At 70.8% G+C, this 23151-nt stretch carries 16 protein-coding genes; 10 read left to right on the top strand and 6 right to left on the bottom strand.

What is annotated here, in order from left to right:
• Positions 1-26: 26 nt before the first annotated feature.
• Positions 27-1118, bottom strand: coding sequence for a saccharopine dehydrogenase (locus tag OV427_RS43930; protein WP_267862209.1), 1092 nt, complete (start codon positions 1116-1118; stop codon positions 27-29).
• Positions 1119-1331: 213 nt separating this feature from the next.
• On the opposite strand from OV427_RS43930, the gene OV427_RS43925 reads away from it, so the two are divergent.
• From OV427_RS43925 to OV427_RS43915, 3 genes are read left to right on the top strand one after another with little or no spacing between them, the layout of a single operon-like run.
• Positions 1332-1901, top strand: coding sequence for a hemerythrin domain-containing protein (locus tag OV427_RS43925; protein ID WP_267862208.1), 570 nt, complete (start codon positions 1332-1334; stop codon positions 1899-1901).
• Positions 1901-3079 (top strand): NnrS family protein, encoded by a 1179-nt coding sequence (locus OV427_RS43920; RefSeq protein ID WP_267862207.1) that lies wholly within the window; start codon positions 1901-1903, stop codon positions 3077-3079. The genes OV427_RS43925 and OV427_RS43920 overlap by 1 nt, the downstream gene beginning before the upstream one ends.
• A 35-nt stretch (positions 3080-3114) precedes the next feature.
• Positions 3115-4014, top strand: coding sequence for a hypothetical protein (locus OV427_RS43915; RefSeq protein ID WP_267862206.1), 900 nt, complete (start codon positions 3115-3117; stop codon positions 4012-4014).
• A gap of 129 nt (positions 4015-4143) precedes the next feature.
• On the opposite strand, the gene OV427_RS43910 is transcribed toward OV427_RS43915, so the two are convergent.
• The gene (locus tag OV427_RS43910; protein ID WP_267862205.1) at positions 4144-4929 is read right to left on the bottom strand and encodes an alpha/beta hydrolase; all 786 of its coding nucleotides are present in this window, start codon (positions 4927-4929) and stop codon (positions 4144-4146) included.
• Positions 4930-5046: 117 nt separating this feature from the next.
• Between OV427_RS43910 and OV427_RS43905 the strand changes: the two genes are divergently transcribed.
• Both OV427_RS43905 and OV427_RS43900 read left to right on the top strand, forming a co-directional pair.
• The gene (locus tag OV427_RS43905) at positions 5047-5715 is read left to right on the top strand and encodes a response regulator transcription factor (RefSeq protein ID WP_267862204.1); all 669 of its coding nucleotides are present in this window, start codon (positions 5047-5049) and stop codon (positions 5713-5715) included.
• Positions 5705-6913, top strand: a complete 1209-nt coding sequence (locus tag OV427_RS43900) for a sensor histidine kinase (RefSeq protein WP_267862203.1) — start codon at positions 5705-5707, stop codon at positions 6911-6913. Before OV427_RS43905 ends, OV427_RS43900 begins: the two co-directional genes overlap by 11 nt.
• Before the next feature lie 45 nt (positions 6914-6958).
• On the opposite strand, the gene OV427_RS43895 is transcribed toward OV427_RS43900, so the two are convergent.
• From OV427_RS43895 to OV427_RS43880, 4 genes are all read right to left on the bottom strand, one after another.
• Positions 6959-7294, bottom strand: coding sequence for a hypothetical protein (locus tag OV427_RS43895; RefSeq protein WP_267862202.1), 336 nt, complete (start codon positions 7292-7294; stop codon positions 6959-6961).
• Between the two features lie 214 nt (positions 7295-7508).
• Complete coding sequence (locus tag OV427_RS43890; protein ID WP_267862201.1) at positions 7509-11870, bottom strand: hypothetical protein; 4362 nt, start codon at positions 11868-11870, stop codon at positions 7509-7511.
• Positions 11871-12166: 296 nt separating this feature from the next.
• On the bottom strand, positions 12167-14380 hold the full coding sequence (locus tag OV427_RS43885) for a M4 family metallopeptidase (RefSeq protein ID WP_267862200.1): 2214 nt from the start codon (positions 14378-14380) through the stop codon (positions 12167-12169).
• A 222-nt stretch (positions 14381-14602) separates the two neighbouring features.
• Positions 14603-16720: a hypothetical protein gene (locus OV427_RS43880; RefSeq protein WP_267862199.1), complete on the bottom strand. Its 2118-nt coding sequence runs from the start codon at positions 16718-16720 to the stop codon at positions 14603-14605.
• A gap of 189 nt (positions 16721-16909) precedes the next feature.
• Between OV427_RS43880 and OV427_RS43875 the strand changes: the two genes are divergently transcribed.
• From OV427_RS43875 to OV427_RS43855, 5 genes are all read left to right on the top strand, one after another.
• Positions 16910-18298: a hypothetical protein gene (locus OV427_RS43875; protein WP_267862198.1), complete on the top strand. Its 1389-nt coding sequence runs from the start codon at positions 16910-16912 to the stop codon at positions 18296-18298.
• 173 nt (positions 18299-18471) lie between these two features.
• Positions 18472-18960 carry an RNA polymerase sigma factor gene (locus OV427_RS43870; RefSeq protein ID WP_267862197.1) on the top strand — a complete coding sequence of 163 codons (489 nt, stop codon included), beginning with the start codon at positions 18472-18474 and terminating at the stop codon, positions 18958-18960.
• Positions 18957-19721 (top strand): hypothetical protein, encoded by a 765-nt coding sequence (locus tag OV427_RS43865; protein WP_267862196.1) that lies wholly within the window; start codon positions 18957-18959, stop codon positions 19719-19721. Before OV427_RS43870 ends, OV427_RS43865 begins: the two co-directional genes overlap by 4 nt.
• On the top strand, positions 19718-21265 hold the full coding sequence (locus OV427_RS43860) for a caspase family protein (RefSeq protein ID WP_267862195.1): 1548 nt from the start codon (positions 19718-19720) through the stop codon (positions 21263-21265). Before OV427_RS43865 ends, OV427_RS43860 begins: the two co-directional genes overlap by 4 nt.
• A 104-nt stretch (positions 21266-21369) precedes the next feature.
• A complete protein-coding gene (locus OV427_RS43855; protein ID WP_267862194.1) occupies positions 21370-23004 on the top strand; it encodes an Ig-like domain-containing protein in 1635 nt (544 codons plus the stop codon).
• Positions 23005-23151 lie beyond the last annotated feature (147 nt).

The raw sequence follows: 23151 nt of genomic DNA, 5'->3' as shown, positions 1-23151 counted from the left end.
GGACTTCCTCCGTGGGGCGCGCGGCATCAGGCAGCCTCCCGCTGGAGTCGCTCCTCCACCCGGGCCTGCACGCCGCAGGCGCGCAGCGTCTCCAGCGCGTGCTCGGGCCGGGGGTCGTGCTCGGGGAACCACACGCCCGCCCCGGGAGGCGGCGCACCATCCAACCCGAGCAGGCGCTCCACACCCAGCAGCGCGCCCACGGCGGTGAGGTGTGCCTGTCCCCGGGGGTCCACGACCTCGATGCGCGTGTGGCCCCGCGCGCCCTCCACGTCCGCCACCCAGGCCGCCTCACCTCCCGCGCCATTGCTGGCCATGAGCGCGCGGCGCAGAGGCGTCAGGCGCGGGTGCTGGAGCAGTCGGACGACACCGAGCCGCTGGAGCGCCGCGAGCAGCCAGGTGACGGCCCCCGAGTCGAACCCCAGCCGCGTCGCCACCGTCCTGGCGCCCAGCACCACCGGCAGCGTGGCCTGCTCGGGCGTGTCGAGCCGGAAGACGCGCGTGCGCCGCCCGTCCGAGAACGTCACCCGCCGGCCATCCGTCAGCGGCACCGCCCGCCGCTCCGCACCCTCTTCCGTCACCTCGAAGGACAGCCCCAGCCGGTCCATGTACTCCAGCGAGTCCGGGCCGGACTGGTCGGTGAGCGCGAAGCGGATGCCCACCTCCACGCGCTCGAGGGGCCCGAGGCGCGGGGCCGACGCGGCGACCAGCCTGGGCACGAGCCCGCCCATCCACGCCGAGCTGAGCAGCACGGGTGCCCGAGAGGGCGTCCCCGCCAGCCGCAGCACCGCCGTCTTCACGCGTGACGTCCAGCGGGTGATGTCGAGCACCGGCACCCCATCTCGCGCGGCTGACAGCAGCAGGCGGTCCTCCGGGTCGTTGACCAGCGACACCACGAGCCGTGGCCTGAAGGCCAGCGCCGCCAGCGGCGACTCCGTGCTCACGTCCAGCACCACCGCCTCCGCCCCTCCGAGCTGGCGCGCCAGCAACTCGGCCGGCTCCCTCCGGCGCCCGGCGATGACCAGCGGCAGGCCCGGATGCCGCTCCCGCAGCAACCCGGCAAGCCGGGCCCCCACCACGCCATAGCCTCCCACCAGCACGACGCTTCCCTCGGACTCCATTCGACGCTCCATGACCCGGCGCGGCCTGGCCACGCACGTTGAAATCAACTTTAGGTCAATTGACCTATATTTTCACGACAATCGACCCGGAGCCCGGGCGCGCATGGGCTGCGCGCCCGGGCGCCCCTGGCGCAGCCGCTGCGCCGGCTCGGCCCGGGTCTGGGACTGAACGGAAGTGGCTCCCGCCTTGCAGTACCCGGCGCTGGAGACGCCATGTTCGTCCAGCTCCGCTTCCAACCCGCCCCGGCCGCTCCCGAGGACGCCTTCCAGCTCCTCCTCGACTGCCATGGGCGGATTCGCGACTTCAGCCAGCTCGCGCTGCGGCTTGCCCGCGATGTCGAGTCACCGCCGCGCGAGCGCTCGGAGGCCGCGCGCAGGCTGGAGCGCTACTTCACCGAGGCACTTCCCCGGCACGTGGCGGATGAGGACCTGTCGCTGGCGCCCCGCCTGCTCCGCGCGGGCCTGTCTCCCCGAGGACTCGAAGCGCTCCATGAGATGTCCCGCCAGCACGTGGACATCGAGCGCCTTCTGGCCCGGCTGCTACCCACATGGAATGCGCTGGCCACCGCGCCGGAGCTGGGGCCGGAGCTGGCCGCGGAGCTGCGCCAGGACAGCATGCGGCTCGCGGCGCTGCTGGAGTCGCACCTCCTCCTGGAAGAGCAGGCGCTCCTTCCAGAGGCCCGGAGCCTGCTTTCCCCCGAGGACGCTCGCGCGGTGCGGGCCGAGATGCGCGCGCGGCGGGCCCCGAAGGCCGAACCCCGGGGTGATGAGGGAGGACGCTGATGGAACCCGTATCTTCTCTGCGGCCCGTCCCCGTCTGGCGCCGCGAGCCGTACCGACTGCTCTTCCCGCTGGGCGTGGTGCTGGGACAGGTGGGCGTGGTGCACTGGCTGCTGTACGCCCTGGGCCTCGCCTCCACCTGGCGCTCCACGTCGCATGCGCTGACGCTGGTGCAGGGCTTCATGCTCTGCTTCGCGCTCGGCTTCCTCTACACCTTCATCCCCCGCCGCACCGGAACGGAGGGCCCGTCGGCCGTGCAGCTCGGTGTCTCGCTGGCGTTGCCGGTGGCCGTGACCGCGAGCGCGTGGTGGGAGGCGTGGTGGCTGACCGAGGCGTGCTTCCTGGCGCAGCTCGGCGTGCTGCTGTCCTTCGTGGTGCCGCGCATCCTGTCCCCGGGGCCGGGCCGCACGGTGCCCGAGGGCATGCTCTGGGTGCCGCTCTCGCTGGCCATGGGCGCGGCCGGCGCGGTGCTGACAGCCATCCCCCCGGGCGTGGGGCCGCGCTGGCTGCATCCGCTGGGCACGGGGCTGCTGCTGCAGGGCATGTTCGCGGGGCTGGTGCTGGGCGTCGGCGGCATGCTGCTTCCCATGTTCCTCCACGGTGAGGGCCCGGGCGCGGCCGAGGGGGCGCGTCGGAGGGTGAAGCAGGCCCTCCACGTAGCGGCGGCCCTCTGCTTCGTGGCGAGCTTCTTTGTCGAGCTGCTCGCGTCCTCGCGCTGGGGCCACGGCCTGCGGGCGCTGGTGGTGGCGGTGGCGCTGGTGGGGCCGACGCGGCTGTGGCGCCCGCCGTCGCAGGCCGGGCTGCACCGCTGGTTCATCTGGGCTTCTGGCTGGCTGCTGCCGTCGGGCTACGCGGTGGTGGCGCTGCGGCCCGAGCTGCGCACGGCGGGGCTGCATGTCGTCTTCCTCGGCTGCTTCGCGCTGATGGCGCTCGCGGTCTCCGTGCACGTGGTGCTCGCGCACGGCGGACAGGGGCGGCTGCTCATGGGCAACCCCTGGCAGGTGGGCGCGGTGGGCGCGCTGATGCTGGTAGCCGTGGTGGCGCGGGTGCTGGTGCCCTTCGCGGCGGAGCGCTTCACCCTGTGGCTGGGCATCGCCGCGGCGGCCTTCCTCGGCGCGACGGCGGTGTGGGCCGCCTTCCTCGTGCCCTTCACGCGCGGCCGCCCCGCGCCCCACGCCTGAGCAGCCCGCCCCTTCAGCTCGAAAGGCAGACCGTCATGTGCACGTACACCGCTCGACTCGGCGCATCGCTCTTTCTCCTCACCATGCTCGGCCCGTGGGCCGCCCGCGCGGCTCCCCCGGCACCCTATTCGCTCCCCTGGCAGCTGCGCCCGACGGCGGCGGTGAACGTGGTGCGTTCGGACACGTCGCTGGCACTCTCCTCGACGGAAGCCACGGGGGACAGCATCACCACCGCCACCCTGTTGCTGGTGAGCTACAAGGTGACGCCCCACTTGGCGCCCCTGGTACGCGTGGGCTACGTGGACTCCGCACCGGGGACGGGGCTCCCGGGCGCGGCGCTGGTGAATCCGGTGCTCGGCGCCATCTATTCGTATGACCTGGGTGAAGCGCTGCGGCTGGGGCTCTTCCTCGGTGTCACGGTACCGGTAGGCATGGGCGGCGGCGATACGCCCGCGGCCGCGACGGCGAGCGCCGCCCGCGCGGGCGTGCCGGCGCGCTCGGCCATGGACAACGCCATGTTCGCGGTGAACGACTTCACCGTGTTCCCGGGCGTGGGCCTGTCCTATGTGGCGGGCGGCTTCACCGCCCAGGTGGAAGCCACGGTGCTGCAGCTCACGCGCGTGCGCGGCGAGGCGGTGCAGCAGGACAGCTCGAGGACCAACCTCACCACCGGCCTGCACCTGGGCTACTTCGTCATTCCCGCCGTCTCGCTCGGCGGCGAGCTGCGCTACCAGCGCTGGCTGTCCACGCCGTCGACGGTGACGTCGGACGAGCTGCGCGACAACCTCACGGTCGCCGCGGGCCCGCGCCTCCACGTCCGGCTGAGCGACTCGGTGGTGGTCCGCCCCGGGCTCTCCTACGCCTTCGCGCTCGACGCGCCCATGAAGACGTCGAGCTACTCCATCTTCCAGCTCGACGTGCCCGTGTCCTTCTGAGCGACGGCGGCTGGTAGTAGACGGACGCCACCGGGTCCTCGTCACGGACATGGCCCTCCGGGAGCAGCAGCTCCCGGGAGCAGTGCGGCGCGTTCGAGCCTGTTCCCAGTGGGTGACGGGCATCGCCTGCTACGGCAGGAGCGGTGCCTCGCTCAACCAGCGGCGGACCTCGTCCAGGTACTCGCGCGGCAGCGCGTGACCGCTGTCGAAGGTCCGGCGCGTCTTGCGCTTGGAGGGCGCGGCCTCGAACAACTTCTGGGTGTTCTCCTCGGTGGAGAATGGATCGCGGTTCGCGGTCAACAGCAGCCAGGCCTGATGAATCCTGCCCATCCGGTTCACCGGTGCGGCGTCGCCCAGCACGGGGTCGACGTGCGGTGGCACCATCGTCACCAGATGGGTGACGCGAGGCTCGCGCGAGGCCAGCAGGAGGCCCACCTGGGCGCCCATGCTGTAGCCGGCGACGAGCACCCTCGGCGGCTTCTTTCCGGTGGCGAGAACCTTCGTGAGGAGCGCCTGGGCATCGCACACGGTGTCGACAATCATCGCCTGATAGGGAGCGGGCTCACCGGCGTGCGCTCGCTTCGCGAGGGCTCCGGGCCGCGCCTCGGGAGTCGCCCGCGCGCCGTGCCGCCTCGCGTCCATGAGGTAGACCCGGTAGCCGACACTCCGCAGATGCTCCGTCAGGGCGCCACCGAAGGTCGGCTCCGCGTCGGACAGCCAGTCCTCCTTGCTCCGGGTGAGGCCGTGCAGCAGGACGGCCACGGGCGGATTCGCCGTGCCGCCTTCCGGCTCCAGCACCAGCACGGGAATGTGTTGTCCATCCTCCGCGTCGACCTCCATGGGGACCGCGGGGCTCGAGGCCTGGGCCACGGAGGTGGCCAGGAACATCAGACCCAGCAACAGTGAGCGCTTCATGACGGGACTCCTCCAGTGAGAGAAGTCCCCGAACCTGCGGGAGCGAGGGTCAGCCGGGCGTCACTCCCCAGCTGACATTCGTTTGACGTGGCTGCGGGTAGTATCCGGGTCACTCCCATGCGCGTGCTCGTCGTCGAGGACAACCGTGACCTCCAGGCCAACATCGCGCGGTTCCTGGAGCCGGACTTCCTGTTGGACTTCGCGGGCACCGGACCCGAGGGGCTCGCGCTTGCGTTGGCCAACCCGTACGACGTCATCGTGCTGGACCTGATGCTGCCCGGCATGAGCGGCCTCGAGGTGTGTGAGCGCTACCGGCAGGCCGCGCCCCGGCTCGTGCCCATCCTGATGCTGACCGCCAGGGACACACTCGAGGACAAGGAAGAGGGCTTCCAGGCGGGAGCGGACGACTACCTCGTCAAGCCCTTCTCGCTCCGGGAGCTGCGCTGGCGCCTGGAGGCCCTGGCGCGCCGGCCCGTCCCTCCGAGCGGGCGGAAGCTGACGCTGGGCGGGCTCACGCTGGAGCCGGAGAGCGGGCAGACGCGTTGGGGGGGACGCGCCGCCCGGCTCAACCGCACCGAGGCCCTCATCCTGCGGTTGCTGATGGAGGCCGCCCCCGAAGCAGTCCCCGCGGCGACGCTGGCGGAGCGGCTCTGGGGGGACGAAGCTCCCGAGTCCAGCGCGCTGCGCACCCACGTCTATGCCCTGCGCAAGGCGCTCGCCGGGCTGGGGCTCGACGATGCCATCACCACCCGTCGGAACGAGGGGTACCTCCTGGATGCGCGCTAGGACCAGGTCGCTGCGCGCCATGCTCCAGCGCGCGATGGGGCTGTCCGCCGCGTTCGCGCTGGTGCTGATGGGCGGGTTCTTCACGCTCTTCAGCTACGACCTCGAGGACGTCATCTTCAACCGCATCGTGGCAGCGGAGGCGGACCGGCCCGAGCCGGGACACTTCCCCGGAATCACCCTGTATGACGGGCACTCCGCGCTGCCGCCCTGGCTCGGAGAGCGGCTTCCCCCTGAGAGGTCCCCGGGCGAGTACGAGGTGCCCACCAGGGGCCACGGACACTTCCACGTCGCGGTGCGCCCAGGCGTTGGCGGAGACAGCCGGTACTTCGCGTTCGACGTGACGCGCCTGACGAGCACGACGGACAACCTGAAGCGGACCGCCGGACTGCTCCTCGTCAGTGCCCTGCTGGCGCTGCTGGCCGCCGCGCTTCTCGCCCGCCTCGTCGCCCGCCGACTCGGCCGGCCGCTGGAGCGGGTGGTGGAGTGGACACGGGCCGAGGGGGCTCCGCCTCCCGAGGATGATGGTGGAGTGGCCGAGGTCCGCGCGCTGGTGGACGCGCTGCACACGCGGAACGCGCGCATCCAGGAGCAGCTGGAGCGTGAGCAGCGGTTCAACCGCGACGCCAGTCACGAGCTGCGCACGCCACTGGCCGTGGCCCAGGGCGCGGTGGAAATCCTGGAGCTCGACCCTCCGCGAGACGCGGAGACGTTCGACCGTCTGCGCCGGTCCGTAAGCCAGATGGGCCTGCTGACAGAGGGCATCCTCTGGCTGGCCCGGGAGCGCCGCTCCGAGGAGCGCTGTGACCTGCACCGTGTCTCGCGAGAGGTGCTCGCACTGTACGAGCACCTCCGGCGGAGTGACGGCATCGAGCTCGTCATCGAGTCCGCTGGGGAGGTCCACGCCCCCATCCCTGCTTCCGTTGCCAGGGTGATGATGGGCAACCTCCTCAAGAACGCGCTCGCCTACACCGACAAGGGGCGCATCGTCATCGCCATCGAGCCCTCGGCGTGGACCCTCTCCGACACGGGGGTTGGCTTCGGCCGCGCCGAGCCCGGGAGCGAGAGCCATGGCATCGGCCTGTCGCTGGTGGAACGGCTGGCCCGGCGCTTCGAGTGGGCGCTGTCCATCGAGGCCCTCGAGCCCCGCGGCTCCCGCGTACGGCTGAGCTGGCCCGCGAGACACCCGCTGCGGCGATGAGTCGCTGGTGCCACGGTCCATGCCCCCGACCTGTCACTCCCGAACTCAGCCGGTGATACAGGTACCGAGCTTGAGGAGGTTCGTGACGCAGGGAGCTGACTCCCAGTAGGGCACGAAGACCTCACAGCTCACCGAGTTTGGCGGGAGGTTCGGGTAGGCCGCACACCCGTTGAAGAAGACCTGGTACTCGAACTCTGCGTTCAGAAAAGCCTCTTTCGTCACGGTGATGTAGCCGCACTTGCGAGCCCAGGCGTTACGGCCCGTCCACTGCCAGCTCAGCGCCAGGACATCGTCCACCTGGCAGCGGGTCGCCATTTGCGCCGTGGCCAGAGAAGGCAGGCCCAGGCAGAACAGAAGGAACAGGGTGGTGACACGCCTCATGAGGAGCACCTCTCGGTACTGCGTCAGGTAAGCCGCAATACTGGCATTCCTGCATTAGCGAGCACAACAAGAAAAACAGACTATTCGAGTTTTCCATGTGAAGGTGCTCGAGGATGCCAGCCTCCCTGACTCGTACCGCGGCGACTCGATGGGCCCTCGGCTCAGGCCCCCTCTTCCTCCGGGAGAGGGGGCCTCCGTGGTCCGTCAGCCCCGCTTACGGGAACACCACCGGTCCCGGCGTCGAGCGCTGGGCCATGGTGCCATTGCCGAGCGCGCCGTACTGGTTGGAGCCCCAGCTCGCCAGGGTGCCGTTACCGCGCAGGGCCAGGGAGTGCTGGCTGCCCGCCGAGACAGCGCTCGCGGGGGAGAACCCCTGGACGAGCTGCGGCGTGCTGCGCCCCTGGGTGGTGCCGTCGGCGAGCTGCCCCTGGGAATTGCTCCCCCAGTTGTAGACGGCGCCCGCGGAGCCCACGGCCATGGAGTGGTAGCTGCCCGCGTCGATGGCGGTGATGCCGGTGAGCCCTGGCACCAGCACCGCGGTGAGCTGCGGCACTCCCGTGCCGGTGCCGAGCTGCCCCTCGCCGTTGCTTCCCCAGGCCCACACGGTGCCGTCCGCCTTCAGCGCCAGCGCGTGGAAGGAGCTCGCGGAGAGGGCCGTCACGTTCGCGAGCCCTTGCACCTGTACAGGCGTGGAACGGCTCGTGGTGGTGCCGTCGCCGAGCTGCCCGTAGCCGTTGAAGCCCCAGGCCCACACGGTGCCGTCCGACTTCAGCGCCAGGGAGCACGTATCGCCCGCGGCGATGGCCTCGATGTCCGTGAGCCCCTGCACCCACACCGGCGAAAGTCGAGGGAGGGCGGTGCCGTCTCCGAGCTGCCCGTGGCTGTTGGAACCCCAGGCCCACACGGTGCCGTCCGACTTCAGCGCCAGCGAGTGGTAGACGCCCCCGGCGAGGGCGGTGACGCGCGAGAGCCCCGCGGGGTCTTCGAGGCCCTGCACCAGCACCGGCGAGGAGCGACCAAAGGTCGTGGTGCCGTCACCGAGCTGTCCCTCTTCGTTGCGACCCCAGGCCCAGACGGCGCCATCCCCGTCCAGGGCGAGCGAGTGGAGACTGCCCGCGGCGATGGCCTCGATGTCCGTGAGGCCCGGCACCGGCTCCGCCGAGCCACGCGAGAGCAGCAGGCCATCTCCGAGCTGCCCGTGGATGTTGAAACCCCAGGCCCACACGGTGCCGTCGGAGCGCAGCGCCAGGGTGTGGTTGGCTCCCGACTGGAAGTCCACCACGCCAACCAGCCCCGCCACGTCGACGGGGTGCGTCTGGAAACCGGAGGCCGGGTCGCCGAGCTGCCCGTGTTCGTGATTGCCCCAGGTGCGGAAGCTGCCGTCGCTCAGCCAGGCCACGGAGTGCTGGTCGCCCGCCGCGACAGTCCTCACGTCCGCGAGCCCCTGCACCTGCACGGGCGTGGCGCGCCCGGTGGTGGTGCCGTCGCCGAGCTGCCCGTAGTAGTTGAAGCCCCAGGAGAACACGGTGCCGTCGGAGCGATGCGCCAGGGAGTGGTAGCTGCCCGCGGCCACCGTCGTGACGTCCGACAGCGCCTGCACCAGCACCGGTGACGTGCGCGAGGTGGCGGTGCCGTCGCCGAGCTGACGGAACTCGTTGTCTCCCCAGGCCCAGACGGTGCCATCCGGACGCACCGCCAGGGAGTGGCGGCTCCCCGCGGCAATGGCCATGGCGCCCCAGAGCGATGGAACCTGGACGGGGACGAGCGTGGCCTGGGTGGTGCCGTTGCCGAGCTGCCCGTGGCTGTTGCTACCCCATGCCCACAGCGTGCCGTCGGTGCGCATGGCGAGGGCATGGCTGCCTCCCGCCGAGATGGCGGCCACGTCCGTGAGTCCCTGCACCGGGACGGGCGTGAGGCGGCTCGTGGTGGTGCCGTCGCCGAGCTGGCCCTGGTCGTTCCTTCCCCAGGCCCAGACGATGCCCGCCGCGTCGAGCGCGAGGGAGAAGCTGTTGCCCGCCGCCACGGATTGGATGCCGGCGAGGCCCTGCGTCTGCACGGGCGGCGAGCGGCCCAGGAAGGTGCCATCGCCGAGCTGGCCGTAGGTGTTCTCGCCCCACGCCCAGACGGAGTTGTCACAGCGCACCGCCAGCGAGTGGTAGACGCCGGCGGCGACGGCCCTGACACACGACAGGCCGACCGTCTGGATGGGAGCGGTGCGGTGCTGGACGGTCCCATCGCCGAGCTGCCCGCTGCGATTGTGGCCCCAGGCCCACACGGCGCCGTCACGCACCGTCAGGGTGTGGTAGCCGCCGCCGGAGATGTGCATGGGGCGCGGCGGATTCCACACCGGCGTCGGAGTCGGGTGCCAGGTGGACAGGCCGCTGCCGAGCTGGCCGTGGTAGGTGTCGCCCCAGGACACGACGGTGCCATTGGAGCGCAGGACCACGACATGGAAACCGCCGGTGGAGACCCGTGAGGCGCCCGAGATTCCCGGCATCTGCGCGGGCGAGGTGCGAATGGTGGTGGTGCTGTCGCCTTGCTGGCCGCGATGGTTTTCGCCCCAGGTCCACACGGTGCCGTCGGAGCGGGCCACCGCGACCACTCCGGCGGCCGCGGCGAGGGACACGACGCCCGTGAGGCCCGGCACCGGCGCCGGCACCGAGCGGTAGGTATCCGTGCCGTCCCCGAGCTGCCCCGAGCCGTTGTAACCCCAGGCCCATACGGTGCCGTCGCTCTTCAGCGCCAGCGAGCAGTAGGCGCCCGCGGCGACGGCCACGACGTTCGAGATGCCCTGAACCTGCACGGGCGTCGCGTTGGAGAGCGGGAGGCCGCTGCCGAGCTGGCCGTCATAGTTGTCGCCCACGCCCCACAAGCTCCCGTCCGCCTTGAGGAACAGGACGTGGCGTTCCCCCACCGCCACGTCCACGACTCCCGTGAGGCCCGGCACCTGCACCGGAACCGCGCTGAGATTGAAGGCCTGGTAGACGGCTCCCCATCTCCAGACGGAGCCATCGGACTTCACGGCGAAGGAGGCCAGGGACCCCGCGGCGATTCGCACGACGTCCGAGAGGCCCGGCACCTGTACGGGACCGGAGATGACATTCGTGAAGGTGCCGTTCCCCACCTCTCCGCCGTAGTTGCGGCCCCAGGCCCACACGGTGCCGTCGCTCTTCCGCGCCAGGGTATGTCCGGCGCCGCCCGCGATGGCGGTGACGTCCGAGAGCCCGGGCACCTGCACGGGTGAGGCCCACAGCACGTGGTCCGTAGCTCCACCGAGCTGGCCCAGGCGGTTGTCGCCCCAGGCCCAGACGGTGCCGTCGGTCCGCAGGACCACCGTGGAGGTGCCGCCGGTCGTGATCTGCGACGCGCCCCCGAAGCCCGTCGCCTCCTCCGGCGTGGGGTGCGCGCGGGGCATGGCGTCGCCCAACTCACCTTGCTCGTTGGCCCCCCAGGCCCAGAGGGTCCCGTCGGAGCGCAGGGCGAGGGTGTGCATCACCCCCCCGGAGAAGGCGATGACGTTGGCCAGGCCCGGCTGCGTGAGCGCGGGTATCTGCTCTGGAACCGTGCGGTCCTGGACCGTGCCATCTCCGAGCTGCCCGTACCGGTTGGAACCCCAGGCCCAGAAGGTTCCATCCGCACGAAGCGCCAGGGAATGGTTGCTGCCCGCATCCAGGGCCACGACGTCCAGGAGTCCCTGCACCTGCACCGGGACGGAGCGGTGGGTGGTGCTCCCATCGCCCAACTCGGCGAAGAAGTTGTAGCCCCAGCCCCGCACCGTGCCATCGGAGAGCAACGCCAGGGAATGGATCTTCCCCGCGGCGAGGGCCTGCACCTGCGTGAGTCCTGGCACCTGCGTGGGCGAGGGGCGGTTCGTGGTGGTGCCATCGCCAAGCTGCCCGAAGGAGTTGGAACCCCAGGCCCACACGGTGCCGTCGCTCTTCAGCGCCAGGGAGTGTGAGCCGCCCGCTCGAATGGCGACGACGTCCGAGAGACCGGGCACCTGTGCCGGGAGGGAATGCGCGGCGGTGGTGCCGTCCCCGAGCTGGCCGCTGCCGTTGGAGCCCCAGCTCCACACGGTGCCGTCTGCCTTCAGCGCGAGCGTGTAGGAGTCGCCCGCGGCGATGGCCGTGACGCCGGTGAACCCCTGCACCTGTCCCGGGGAGAGGCGCGAGGTCGTGGTACCGTCGCCGAGCTGCCCGTAGTAGTTGAAGCCCCAACCCCAGACAGTGCCGTCGCCCAGCAGGGCCAGGGAGAAGCCGGAGCCGGCGCTCACGGCGACGGCTCCGGAGATTCCCTGCACCGTCTTGGGGACGAGCCGCTGCGTGGTGGTGCCGTCGCCAACCTCACCCCGGGAGTTGGAGCCCCATGCCTGCACCGTGCCAAGCGACGTGACCTGGAGCGAGTGCGCGTTGCCCGTGGCCAGGCGAGCCATCTGGATGCCCGCGGTGGTGGCCTTCACCGTCGTGGCCAGTGCCGGCCTTCCGCTACTCCGTGCTTCCTGCTGACAGCCCGCCAGCGTCGCCAGCAGGAGCGCTGCCCATGGAAGACATGCTCCCGCCCTGAACTGCGTTCTCATGAATGTCATTGGTGAAAAGCTCGCGCTTCGAATGACGCCGTCGGCGAACAGGTGAACCCATTCGTGCGGCGTGCGGCCCCTGCGCGATCTGTATAGCCCACACGGCTTGCGGGAACCCGACTCAATCAGCCAAGGCGTGAATGAGGTCATTCAACTTGAGCCTGCCCACGCACCTGGCGCATGAGCAGACGTCCACCTTGAAAGGCCAGCAGCATGGAGCCGAACGTCGCCGACTGAAGGAGCGGACCCGCCCTCCCCCGCCCTGAAAGCAGGGGCAGGACGGGCCCGCGGTCCACTCAGTTGAGCGTTGCGATGAGCGAGCCGCTCGTGAAGCCGCCCTTCGCGCCGTAGACCTGGATGTAGTACTTGCCCGGCTCGAAGCCGTTCAGGTTGCAGGTCTCCGTGCTGTGCTCGTTCACGCCACGGCAGTCGTAGGAGAAGAACGAGGGCGCCGAGGCGCGCTGGACATAGAGGTCCGCGTTGCCCGTGCCCTGCAACCGGACGTGCACGTTGCGGGTGCCGCCGTTCGCGCGCTCGGGAATCTGGACGGTGAACACCTGGGAGGAGCCCGCGGCGCCGGACAGGCCGGTGACCGCGACCCCGGGCTCGACCACCACGTAGCCCCCCGTCCACGTCACCACCAGCGACACCCCGCTGTAGGCGGTGAAGCCGTTGAGCATCACGTACCAGGGACCGTCGCCGGGTTCCGCGAAGGTGCACACCTCGTTGTTGCCGGTCCTGAAGGGACGGCAGTCATAGAGGGTGGTCGTCGGGGCCTGGCCCCGGCGCACGTAGAGGTCCGCGTCGCCCGTGCCGCCAGAGAGGGTGAAGGTCAGGTCCCTGGCGCCCTCGGGCACAGTCACATGGAAGTACCACTTCCCGCCCCGCGCACCGGAGAGGTCCGTGATCGGGACGTCCTTCTCCAGTACCGGCGGCGGGGGATGCGTGATGATCTCGTCGACGCCCACGGCCTTCCAGGCAGCGGTGACCGAGCCCGTCGTCGCGGTGTCGTAGCCGAGCTGCACCGAGGCCTGCTCCGCGGCTGTCTTCGCAGACTCGAAGTGGGAGGACGGCAGCAGCAGGTCCTCGTTCATCTTGTAGACGATGCGCGCGGCCTTCTCGATGCCGATGCCCGGCACCGGACTCTGCCCGGGGAAGCGCGGATGCAGGCCGCCCTCGGACAGCAGGTAGAAGGCCAGGTTGGAAATGCCCGAGCTGTAGTGCACGTCCACGCCCGACGCATAATCCGAGTAGTGGTCCAGCGAGCTGCCGTCCAGCGTGGGGTTGTGCATGTAGCGCAGCGCGTCCCCGGGAATGTCGGGCGTCCAGACCTCCTCGGCGAAGAGCCACGTGTTGGCGTCCACCACCCTGCCCTTGCTGTGCCACTCGCAGACGGCGCCGAAGATGTCGGAAATGGACTCGTTCAGGCCCCCGGACTCTCCGGAGTAGATGAGGCCCGACGAGTAGTCCGTCACGGCGTGGGCCAGCTCGTGTGCCGTCACGTCCACCGCGCGGGCAAGATTGCTCGCCGTCGTGCCGTCGCCATCGCCGAACACCAGTTGCGTGCCATCCCAGTAGGCATTCACGTAGTTGGTGCGGTGGTGCACCGTGCTGATCAGATGGGCCCCCGCGTTGTCATACGAGTCGCGGCCGAAGAGGTTGCTGAAGCACTCGTACACGGAGCCCAGGTGGTCATAGGCGACGTTGACGATGGGGTCCGCCACCGGCGGGTCCCCCTCGGAGCGTGCCGGGACGCCCGGCAGCGGCGTCTGGTTCCCGCCGTCGTAGACGCGGCGGAACCGCGCGGAGTGGATGTGCGAGATGCGCAGGAACGCGTCCCCACTGCGCGCATTGACGAGCACGGAGTCATGCAGCGGCGTGCCATCCTCCTTCGTGCCCTTCACGCGCACGTCGTACGCCAGCACGAGCTGCCCACCCTCGCGCCAGTAGACGAGCCGGGGCTCGCCGCTCACGGTGACGCCCGCGGGTGACTCGCGGTCCTCCTGCGCCACGGCGATGGCGGCCTCGGGAGAGACGGAGGCCTTGTCCGGCGCCAGCAGGTCTCCACGCGCGTTGGTGTTCACCGCGAAGACGGCGCCATCACGGGCGTGCAGGCGCAGCTCCCCGCCATACACCTCGATGCCGTTGCGCCTCACCCCGTAGCGGTAGTGCGCGTCCCCGTCGAAGCCGACATAGGCCTTCTTCAGGTAGAGGTCGCCAGGGTTCAGCCGGAACAGCGGCGCCACGCGCTCCAGCACGGGCAGCAACCCGGCCGGCTGGATGGAGTGGACGGCTTCGGCCCCTGTCGGTACGGCGCCCAGGGGCCCGGTGACGAAGGTAGGAACCGCGGCCTCGTCGACGGCAACCACCTGGAGGCCCTCCAGGGCCGAGGGCGCCTTCTCCACCACCGCGTCCGGGGGTTTGCCCGAGGGCGTGGCCTCGGTGCATGCGCCCGCAATCAAAGACAGCAACGAGATGCCCAGGGCACCACGCAGTCGCTTCTCAACCATGCATTCCCCCTTGCGTGAAGGTGTGAATGCGTATTCTGGATGCACCAGCATCTGGATTACAAGGACGTGCCGCCTCTTCTATATACATTTCCAATCATCAGGAACCGAGCACCGCCACGGAGCAAGGCGCACCGAATACCCGGTGACTGGGGCAACAGAACATGGCGGGCCGCCGGGCGCCGAAACGCATGGAAGCCAAAGGGCCCCATCGGGCCCAGGACTTCATTTCCTGGCGTGGACCAGCGTCCGCGTTGCGTCGCTGAACCGAACGTCGATCTTGCTGTCGCCGACGCGAATCACCGAACCGGTGCCGAACTTCGCGTGCTCGAGCGTGTCGCCGAGCGCGAACTTCGCCGACGCGCTGTACGGCTTCGCGGCGCCGGCTGCCTTCTTCGGCACCGAGCGATCGACCTCGGGCGCGTCGCCGACGAAGTACAGGCGGATCTTCGCGACGCGGCCGTCGAGCTTTCCGACGTAGGCCGGATACATGCCGTCGCCCCAGCCCGTCGACGAGATTGCGCCGAGCGCGGCGAACGTGCCCTCTTCGAGCGGCGTGTCGCCGTCGCGCTTGGGACACTTCTTGTCGAACACGCCGGCCGTGCCGGAGTCGACGCCGAACACACCGGCGGGCTCGGTCGCGAACGTGTCGAAGCCGTTGTCGTGGATCGTGACGAGCTCCGCGGTGCGATCGTCCTCGCTGCGGATGAACACGTGCCAGATGCCTTCGTGCCCGACGACCTTGAGCGACATCGGGAGTTTCGCCAACTCCTTGCGACCGACGTAGCAGGGATCGCTGATCGTCAGCTCACCCGACGCCGCGAACGTGCCGAGATACTCGTAATCGGGCACCGGGCGTGGCGGCACGAGCGCGACCTTGCGCGCTCTGACGGCGGCGAGCAGTGCACGGCCAGACGTGCCGAGCGCGGCGCCGAGCTCGTCGAAGAACGCGCCGCGCGACCACGCGGATTTCGCACGCACGTCGGGATCGAGCGTCGATGCGGCGAACAGGGCGCGCCCGTGCAAGCCCACCGTCTGCGCAAGCGGCTGCTGCGCGAGCTCGTCGGTCGCAGGCAGCGGTCCATCGAAGGTGCGTTGCACGAGACGCTCGACGATCCGCAACGCGTCCTCGCGTGTCGTCAGCGGCCGCCACACGCTGCCGCGCGCGATGCGCCACGCCTGCTTGCCACGCAAGGTCTCGCCGCGCAGCGCGAACCGTCCGGCTGCCACGATCCGCACCGGCGTCCCGTTGATGACGATCGGCACGTTCATCGGAAGATCCGACTCGACCGCCGTGCTCTCCGGCCCCTGCACGTCCGTGCGCCAGACATAGAGAATGTTGTTCTCGACGGTGGCGAGCCCCGCCGGCACGCTGCGCATCGGATGCGGCCACACGTCGTGGCCGAGCCGCACGAGCTCCGTATCAGGTCGCCACCACAGCGCGTCCGCGTCGACGCGCACGGTCAGCGCGATCCCGCCGCCGAACGCCGCGACCTCTTGTACGAACCGCGAGGTCTCGAGCTGCGCGAGCTCCTGCCCTGCGCTGTTGAAGATCCACGCGCCGGTCTTGTAGGACGCGATCACCACCCACGAGCCGACGACGACCGGCGGCTGCATGTGCTCCGCGAACGTGCGGCTCCACCGCTCCTCGCCGCGCTCCCAGTAGCTGACCTCGGTCCGCCGCGTGTCGTCGTCGTAGACGCGCACGAGCACACCATCTCCGCACGCAACCAGCCCGTCGTCGGAGACCTTGCGCGGAATCCGGCCGATCACGCGAGCCTCGCCATCGAACAGTACGACATCGTCGTGTGCCGGAACCGCGATCGCATCGGCGAGCGCGACCGGTGCCTTCCACAGTCGCTCGTCGCTCGACTGCGCGAGCACCGCGGCCTCTGCGTCGAGGATCGCGAGCCCGTCGTAGCCCGCGATCGCCACACCGCCCTTCCATGCGACACCACCGTGATTCAGCCGCTCCTCGAACGGAACGACGGTTCTCACGCCCGCGCGATCGACGAGGATCGCCTTCGTTCCGAGCGCGAGATACCCGCCCTCCGTGAGCGCGACGGAGTACACGAGCCCGTCGAAGTCGACCTTCTCCAGCGAGCCGCCGACCTTGCCCTCGTACAGCCACGAACCTCGCGAACCGTGCACGAGGAAGCGCTCGTCGGGAAGCACGCGGAGCACGTGGTCGCTCTTGCCGGCAATCACTCCGCGCTTCGCGAGCACACCGTCGAGGAGCTCGATGCCTTCGCTCGTCAGCAGCGCGTAACCGTCGCCAAGCGCGGCGACGTCGACGATGGCAGCGGCAGCGGTCGCGATGTGAGGACGGAGAGCGTCGGCCATGAGGGCGCCATTATCCCCTGATGCCGGCCACCATGGGGTGCGCCTCGCTTTGATTCTCGCGCCAGCCCCGCCCTCCTCCGCCCCGCGCCAGCGTGCCACACGTGTGTCATCACACGTCTGAGACATGCCGCGTCAGGCTTTCGTCAGGCACACGTGGTATCCCCGGAATTCTTCACCTGGAGGAACCACATGAAGTTCCGTAGTTTCGCACTCGCCTGCGCCCTGTCGCTCGGTATCACCGCCTGTGGCAACACGTCCCCCGAGGAGTCGCTGGTCGTCCCCGTGGAGGAGACGGGAGTCTCCACCGCCGCGGCGACGGCCACCCGCATCTACGCGTACGAGCCCACGGGCACGCACGAGCTCAGCTTCGAGACGCTGGGCACCTTCGAGACGCGCAACAACCGCCGCGTGCTCGTGATTCGTGGCACCACCAACCGCTACATCAGCAATGTCTTCAGCTTCGTGCCGGATGACGCCTTCGGCACGGCGAACGTCATCAGCGAGCGGCGCTTCGAGGTGGTCCTCGAGGAGGGCCACGAGCTGAACACGATGCTCTCCGGGCTGCCGCTGCTGGTCGCCATCGACACCTTCACGGGCTCGCCGACGCGGTACTACGCGCAGATCATCCTCGCGCCCCGCTTCTTCGACTTCCGCGGACCGACCTCCATCACCGTCTTCGAGAACGTCGACCCGGTCTACGTGCTCAACGCCGCCGGCACCGACAACCTGATGTATCGCGGCCGGGTGGACTCGGCGGCCACGTCGCTCACCGTCACCGCGCCGGACGGCGTGCCGACGGTCTCCCGCGTGGACGCGGACACCTTCCAGTTGGACTGGCGCTACCCGGCGGTGCACGAGGCCGTGGACCCGCACACGATTCCCCTCACCTTCACCGCCGCGCTGAACAGCGGCACCGTGGTGGACGAGACGGCGCGCCTGGTGGTGCGCGTGACCGGGCTGGCCATCAGCACCAACGACGACCCGTACAACACGTGGCCGTCCCCCGCCTGCCAGTTGTCCGTCTACAACTGCATCCACGCGCAGCCCACGGGCACGCTGGACTTCGGCGCGTGCGGCAGCTACCGCCAGGTGCAGCGCTGCATGTACGCGAGCGCCTGCGAGGTGCTCCCGGGCCAGCCGCTGTCGCTCACCGAGATTGGCTTCCCGCCCCAGGCGCCCGCGCGCCAGGCGCCCGACTCCGGCTCCTCGGCCACGACCTGGTACGGGTCGGTCGGCCTCAACGCGTACAGCACCCCGGAGTGCCCGGCCACGCCGGTGACCGTCCAGGCGGTGGTGGACGAGCTCTCCTCGACGACGCAGTCCGTGCCGCCGGCCGATTGGGGTGAGGTCACCGACCGCGCCGGCCTGGTGGACAACAACTACTTCTTCTACTCGAGCAGCGACCCGCTGCTGGCCGCCATCGACGCGTTCGCGGGCGGTGGCCCCATCCAGGCGTGGTTCACCTGGGAGGAGCTCCCCTGCAACAACTGCCACAGCTACGTGGAGCACGGCGTCCTGTACTACCCGAACAGCGGCAAGGTCATCACGCTGAAGAGTTACCACGGCTACGACTGGTGATGAGCCCCTGCTCGGGCCGCCCCCAGTGGCCCGGGCAGTTCTCTTCCTCCCATGCTCCCCTTCGGTTGCCCGTGCCTGAAGGGTCGTAGTAACACCCTGGCTCCTTTTCTTGCGCAGCCGGGGTGCGTCGCGGGTTGACCGCTGCATGCCGGTCACTCTTCTCCCTTCCGGGCATGACCGCAGATCGCGTCGCCCAGCTCTATCGCCTCTATGGCCCGGCCATCTATGCCCGGTGCCAGCGCATCCTGGGCGACGGCGCCGCGGCCGAGGACGCCACGCAGGAGACATTCATCCGTCTGCTGCGCCTCCTGGAGAAGGCCCCCGACACGCAGACGGGCCTCCTCTACATCTACCGCGTTGCCACCAACTTCTGTCTCAACCAGCTCCGCGACGCGCGCCTCCGCCCGGAGCCCGTCGCCGAGCTGCCGGACCGTCCCGTCAGCACCAGCCTGGAGGCGGCCCTGGTCGACCGTGACTTCGCCGTGCGCCTGCTGGCGCAGGTCCCCGAGAAGCTGCGCGCCGTCGTCTGGCTCCACCACGTGGATGGCCTGGACCAGGGGGACGTGGCCCGCACGCTCGACATCTCCCGCCGGACCGTCGTCAACCGCCTGGCCGAGTTCCACGCCCGCGCCGAGCGCTTTTCGCAGAGGGCCCTCGCATGAGCCACCTGTCCCAGCTGGACCTGGAGGCCCACGCCCTGCGCGCGCTGTCCCCCGCGGCCGCCTCGCACGTCGAAGCCCACCTCGCGTCCTGCCAGCCCTGCGCCGACGCGCTCGCCACGCTCCAGGCCACCCACCGCCGCTTCGAGTCCGACGTCCTGCCGCGCACCCTCCCACGCGTGCGCGAGCGCCTGGAGGCCAGGCCCGCCGCCCGCCCGTGGACGTGGCTCCTCGCGCCCGCCGCGCTCGCCGTCGCCGCGTCCCTGGCCGCCGTCGTCCTGCTGCGGCCCTCGGGCACGGTCGATGATTCACGCTACGGCGTGAAGGGCGGCGCGGTGCTGCGCGTCTACGCGAAGCGCGGAGACGGTGTCTCCCTCGTGAAGGACGGCGTGCGCCTGTCCGCGGGCGACGCGCTGCGCTTCACCGTGGTGCCCGCCGGCCTTCCGTACCTCCTCGTCGTCTCCGTGGATGGCGCGGGCGCGGTGAGCGTCTACCACCCGGCCGGCGGTACTCAGAGCGCACCGCTGCCGGAGTCCGGCAACGCGCCGGTGGAGCTGCCCGGCAGCCTCGTGCTGGACGCCGCGCCCGGCCCCGAGCGCATCTGGGCCCTCTTCTCCCGGGAGCCCCTGCGGCGCGCCGACGTGGAGCCCGCCCTGCGAGCCCTCGCCGCCCGGGGCGCGGACGCCGTGCGTGCCTCGCGCACGCTGTCCGTGGCTGGTGTGGCGGCCCAGGACTCGTTTCTGCTGGAGAAGTCCACGCCTTGAGTCCGCCTTCGCACTGCCTCGCTCTCGCCCTCCTCCTGTGCGCCGCGCTGCCCGCGGCCGCGGAGACGTTCCGCGCCGCCGTGGTGGTGGGCCACAACACCGGCTCCGGTGACCGCCCGCCGCTGCGCTTCGCCGAGGCGGACGCGGGCAAGATGGCGGGCGTCCTCGTGGAGCTGGGCGGCGTGAGGCCGGAGGACCTGCTGTTGCTTCAGGGGCGCGGGCTCGCCGAGGTGCGGCAGGCGCTGGACGTGGCCGGTACCCGGGTGCGGCGCTGGCACCAGGACCCGTCCGCGCGCGTCGTCCTCACCTTCTATTTCTCGGGCCACTCGGACGGGGAGGCGCTGGAGCTGGGCCGCGAGCGGCTGCGCTTCTCCGACCTGCGCGCGTGGCTGGAGGGCACCGACGCCGATGTGCGCGTGGCACTGGTGGACAGCTGCCGCAGCGGCGCGCTGCTCGCGCCCAAGGGCGGCGTGCCCGGGCCCGCCTTCGATGTGCGGCTGACGGACGAGCTGGACTCGGCGGGGCAGGTGCTCCTCACCTCCAGCGCGGAGGACGAGCTGGCGCTGGAGTCGCGGGACATCGCCGGCTCCTTCTTCACGCACCACCTGGTCTCCGGGCTGCGCGGCGCGGCGGATGCGTCCGGAGACGGCCGCGTCACCCTGGCCGAGGCGTACCAGTACGCCTTCGACCGCACGGTGCGGGACACCGCTGGCACGCTCGTGGGCGCGCAGCACCCGGCCTATGACTTCCGCCTCTCCGGGCGCGGCGAGCTGGTGCTCACCGAGCTGGCCCGCCCCCGGGCGCTGCTGGAGCTGCCCGAGGGCTTCCGCCGCGCCCTCGTGGTGAACGTCGCGCGCGACCAGGTGGTGGCGGAGTTGGTGCCCGGCGCCGCCCGCCGCATCGCCGTGACGCCCGGCACCTATGCGCTGCGCCTCGTGCGGGACGATGGGACGCGCACGGCCCGAATCGCGGTGGCGGAGGGACAGGCGCGCGCCGTGTCCTGGGACGAGCTGACCGTGGCACCGGCGGGGGCGCCGCTCACCTCGTCCAAGGGCGGGCCGCTCGACACCGGGTCGGCCTCCGTCTCGCCGCCCACGTGGAACGTGCTGGTGGGGCTGGGCGCGCAGGGCTCGGTGGCGGAGGAATTGGGCGCCCTGCCGGCGCTGCGCGTGGCGCTGCGGGGCACCCAGCCCGCGGGCCTGTCCGTGGCGGCGACGGTGGGCACCGGCTCCCGCGAGGGCGTGAGCGAGACGAGCGCCCTGGGCTGGTTCGGCTATCGCCGCGCGTGGGCGCTGGGCGCGGCGACGGCGTCGGCGGGCCTGGAGCTGGGGGCGGGGGTCCTCTTCCAGCGGCTGGACGCCAGTCGGGGTGGGTGGAGCGGTGCGGGGGGCGCGGCGCTCTGGGCGGGCCTCCAGGTGCCGGTGACGGGGCCGCTGTCGCTGATGGCCGAGGCGCAGGTGCCATGGGTGTTCTACCGCCGCGTGGGCGGGCAGGACGTGGCGGTGCTGCCCGGCGCGTGGGTGGGGCTGGGCCTCGCGCGCTGAGGGCGTCCGGGCCCGGAAAAAGAAACTTTGCGCAGCCATTTCGCGGGCCGGGTCATGTCCACGGGAACGCGGTCGACGAGGCCGCCACGATTCGAGGACAGGACATGAAGCGGATGCTGTTGTGCGGTCTGGTGCTGTGGCTGGGGGCGTGTGGGCCGGGTGTGGACGCGGGGCCTGACGGGGACGACCCGAGGGATCAGCCGTCCGGCAAGGACACGAAGGCGCCCACGGTGGCGTCGGTGTCTCCGGGGAATGGCGCGACGGAGGTGGACGCCGCAACGGTGCTGAAGGTCACCTTCTCGGAAGGGATGGATGTGTCCGCCACCGGCCCGGCATTCACGCTCGTGGAGCCCGCGGGGATGGCGCTCGAGAAGCGCTGGAGCCAGGGCAACAGCGTGCTGGAGGTCAGCTTCGGCACGTCCTTCTTCCCGGGCCAGAAGGTGCGCTGGCGCATCGGCACGGGCGCTCGGGACGTGGCGGGCAACGCGCTGGCGCCGGAGGTGACCGGCGAGTTCACGGTGGCGGGCGTCGCGGACACGACGGCGCCCACGGTGCTGTCGATGAGCCCCGTGGACACCGCCAGCGCCGAGCCCGCGGGCCGCGCGCTGCGCGTCACCTTCTCCGAGCCCATGGACACCGCCAGCGCGCAGGCGGCCTTCTTCGTCGCGAAGCCGCAGGGCGTGACGGGCAGCTTCGCGTGGGACGGCGACACGCTCGTCTTCACGCCGGCATCGCCGTGGCCGTGGCTGCAGCAGGTGGAGTGGGGAGTCCACGCGGGGGCAAAGGACGCCCGGGGCAACGCGCTGGCCGCGGACGCGGTGGCGCACTTCACGGTGATGGAGCAGGACGTGACGCGGCCCACGGTGGCGGGCCCGAAGTCGGGGGCCACGGGCGTGGCTCGCCAGTTCGAGCTCACGCTGACCTTCTCCGAGCCCATGGACCGCGCATCCACCGAGGCCGCGCTGTCCGTCACGTCAACGGTGGGGTCCACGGTGCGTGAAGTGAAGGGCGCCATCGCCTGGACGCAGGGAGACCGGGTGCTGACCTTGACGGCCCAGGCGGCGGCGGTGGACTACAGCGCCTTCATCGGCTGGAGCGTGTCGGACGCGGCAACGGACCTGTCGGGCAACGCACTGGTGGCGGCGAGCGCGAAGGAGGTGTTCCGCATCGTGCGGCTGGAGCGACTGGTGCTCACGGCCGAGTCGGGCCGGGATGGCTCCGTCTACCGCAATGTCAACACGGACAGCCGCGTCACGGACACGGATGACGCCTCGTTCCGGGTCGGAGACCTGGGGGCGAGCTCCTTCGAGTCCGGCAACCGCCGCTCCCGTGGCTTCCTCAGCTTCGACCTGTCGGCGCTGGACCCGAACGGTTTGCGCATCACCAACGCGGTGATGTCCGTGTACCAGTTCGATGTCACCAGCTCGAGCCCCTACACCCAGTGGAGCACGCTGACGTGGACGGCGGTGGACTACGGGACGCTGGACGACACGGACTTCGACCGGGCGGGCGGGAACGCAGGCACGCTGAGCACGGATGGCGACACGGGCTGGAAGATCGCGGACCTGACGGACCTGGCGGCCGCGCGCTGGCAGAACCGGCAGTCGGAGGGCTCCCGCGTGCAGCTCCGGTTCTCGTTCGACGGCCCGTCGGACGGCAGCCTCCGCTACGCGGAGCTCCTCACGGCCAATTCGTCGACCAACAAGCCCACGCTCACCGTCTTCTACGAGCTGCCGTAGTCGTCCCGCGCCCCCGGGGGGGCCAGTCCGGATTGCGCCCGACCGCGGGGCGATCTGGGTCGCCCCCCGGTCCAGGCCCAGGTCCGGGGCCCCCACGCCACGCCTGCCCGCATGCCCGTGGTCAGAATCTTGGCGGCATGCCCGAGC

This window comes from Pyxidicoccus sp. MSG2 (assembly GCF_026626705.1).
In the GTDB taxonomy this organism is placed as follows: Bacteria; Myxococcota; Myxococcia; order Myxococcales; family Myxococcaceae; genus Myxococcus.
Note: the sequence above shows the minus strand (reverse complement) of the source record. Positions and strands in the feature narration are given on the sequence as shown.

What these genes read in the sequence shown, in the direction of transcription:
- OV427_RS43930 (WP_267862209.1), bottom strand. Translation starts at nt 1,118, where the DNA reads ATGGAGTCCGAGGGAAGCGTCGTGCTGGTGGGAGGCTATGGCGTGGTG.
- OV427_RS43925 (WP_267862208.1), top strand. Translation starts at nt 1,332, where the DNA reads ATGTTCGTCCAGCTCCGCTTCCAACCCGCCCCGGCCGCTCCCGAGGAC.
- OV427_RS43920 (WP_267862207.1), top strand. Translation starts at nt 1,901, where the DNA reads ATGGAACCCGTATCTTCTCTGCGGCCCGTCCCCGTCTGGCGCCGCGAG.
- OV427_RS43915 (WP_267862206.1), top strand. Translation starts at nt 3,115, where the DNA reads ATGTGCACGTACACCGCTCGACTCGGCGCATCGCTCTTTCTCCTCACC.
- OV427_RS43910 (WP_267862205.1), bottom strand. Translation starts at nt 4,929, where the DNA reads ATGAAGCGCTCACTGTTGCTGGGTCTGATGTTCCTGGCCACCTCCGTG.
- OV427_RS43905 (WP_267862204.1), top strand. Translation starts at nt 5,047, where the DNA reads ATGCGCGTGCTCGTCGTCGAGGACAACCGTGACCTCCAGGCCAACATC.
- OV427_RS43900 (WP_267862203.1), top strand. Translation starts at nt 5,705, where the DNA reads ATGCGCGCTAGGACCAGGTCGCTGCGCGCCATGCTCCAGCGCGCGATG.
- OV427_RS43895 (WP_267862202.1), bottom strand. Translation starts at nt 7,294, where the DNA reads ATGAGGCGTGTCACCACCCTGTTCCTTCTGTTCTGCCTGGGCCTGCCT.
- OV427_RS43890 (WP_267862201.1), bottom strand. Translation starts at nt 11,870, where the DNA reads ATGAGAACGCAGTTCAGGGCGGGAGCATGTCTTCCATGGGCAGCGCTC.
- OV427_RS43885 (WP_267862200.1), bottom strand. Translation starts at nt 14,380, where the DNA reads ATGGTTGAGAAGCGACTGCGTGGTGCCCTGGGCATCTCGTTGCTGTCT.
- OV427_RS43880 (WP_267862199.1), bottom strand. Translation starts at nt 16,720, where the DNA reads ATGGCCGACGCTCTCCGTCCTCACATCGCGACCGCTGCCGCTGCCATC.
- OV427_RS43875 (WP_267862198.1), top strand. Translation starts at nt 16,910, where the DNA reads ATGAAGTTCCGTAGTTTCGCACTCGCCTGCGCCCTGTCGCTCGGTATC.
- OV427_RS43870 (WP_267862197.1), top strand. Translation starts at nt 18,472, where the DNA reads ATGACCGCAGATCGCGTCGCCCAGCTCTATCGCCTCTATGGCCCGGCC.
- OV427_RS43865 (WP_267862196.1), top strand. Translation starts at nt 18,957, where the DNA reads ATGAGCCACCTGTCCCAGCTGGACCTGGAGGCCCACGCCCTGCGCGCG.
- OV427_RS43855 (WP_267862194.1), top strand. Translation starts at nt 21,370, where the DNA reads ATGAAGCGGATGCTGTTGTGCGGTCTGGTGCTGTGGCTGGGGGCGTGT.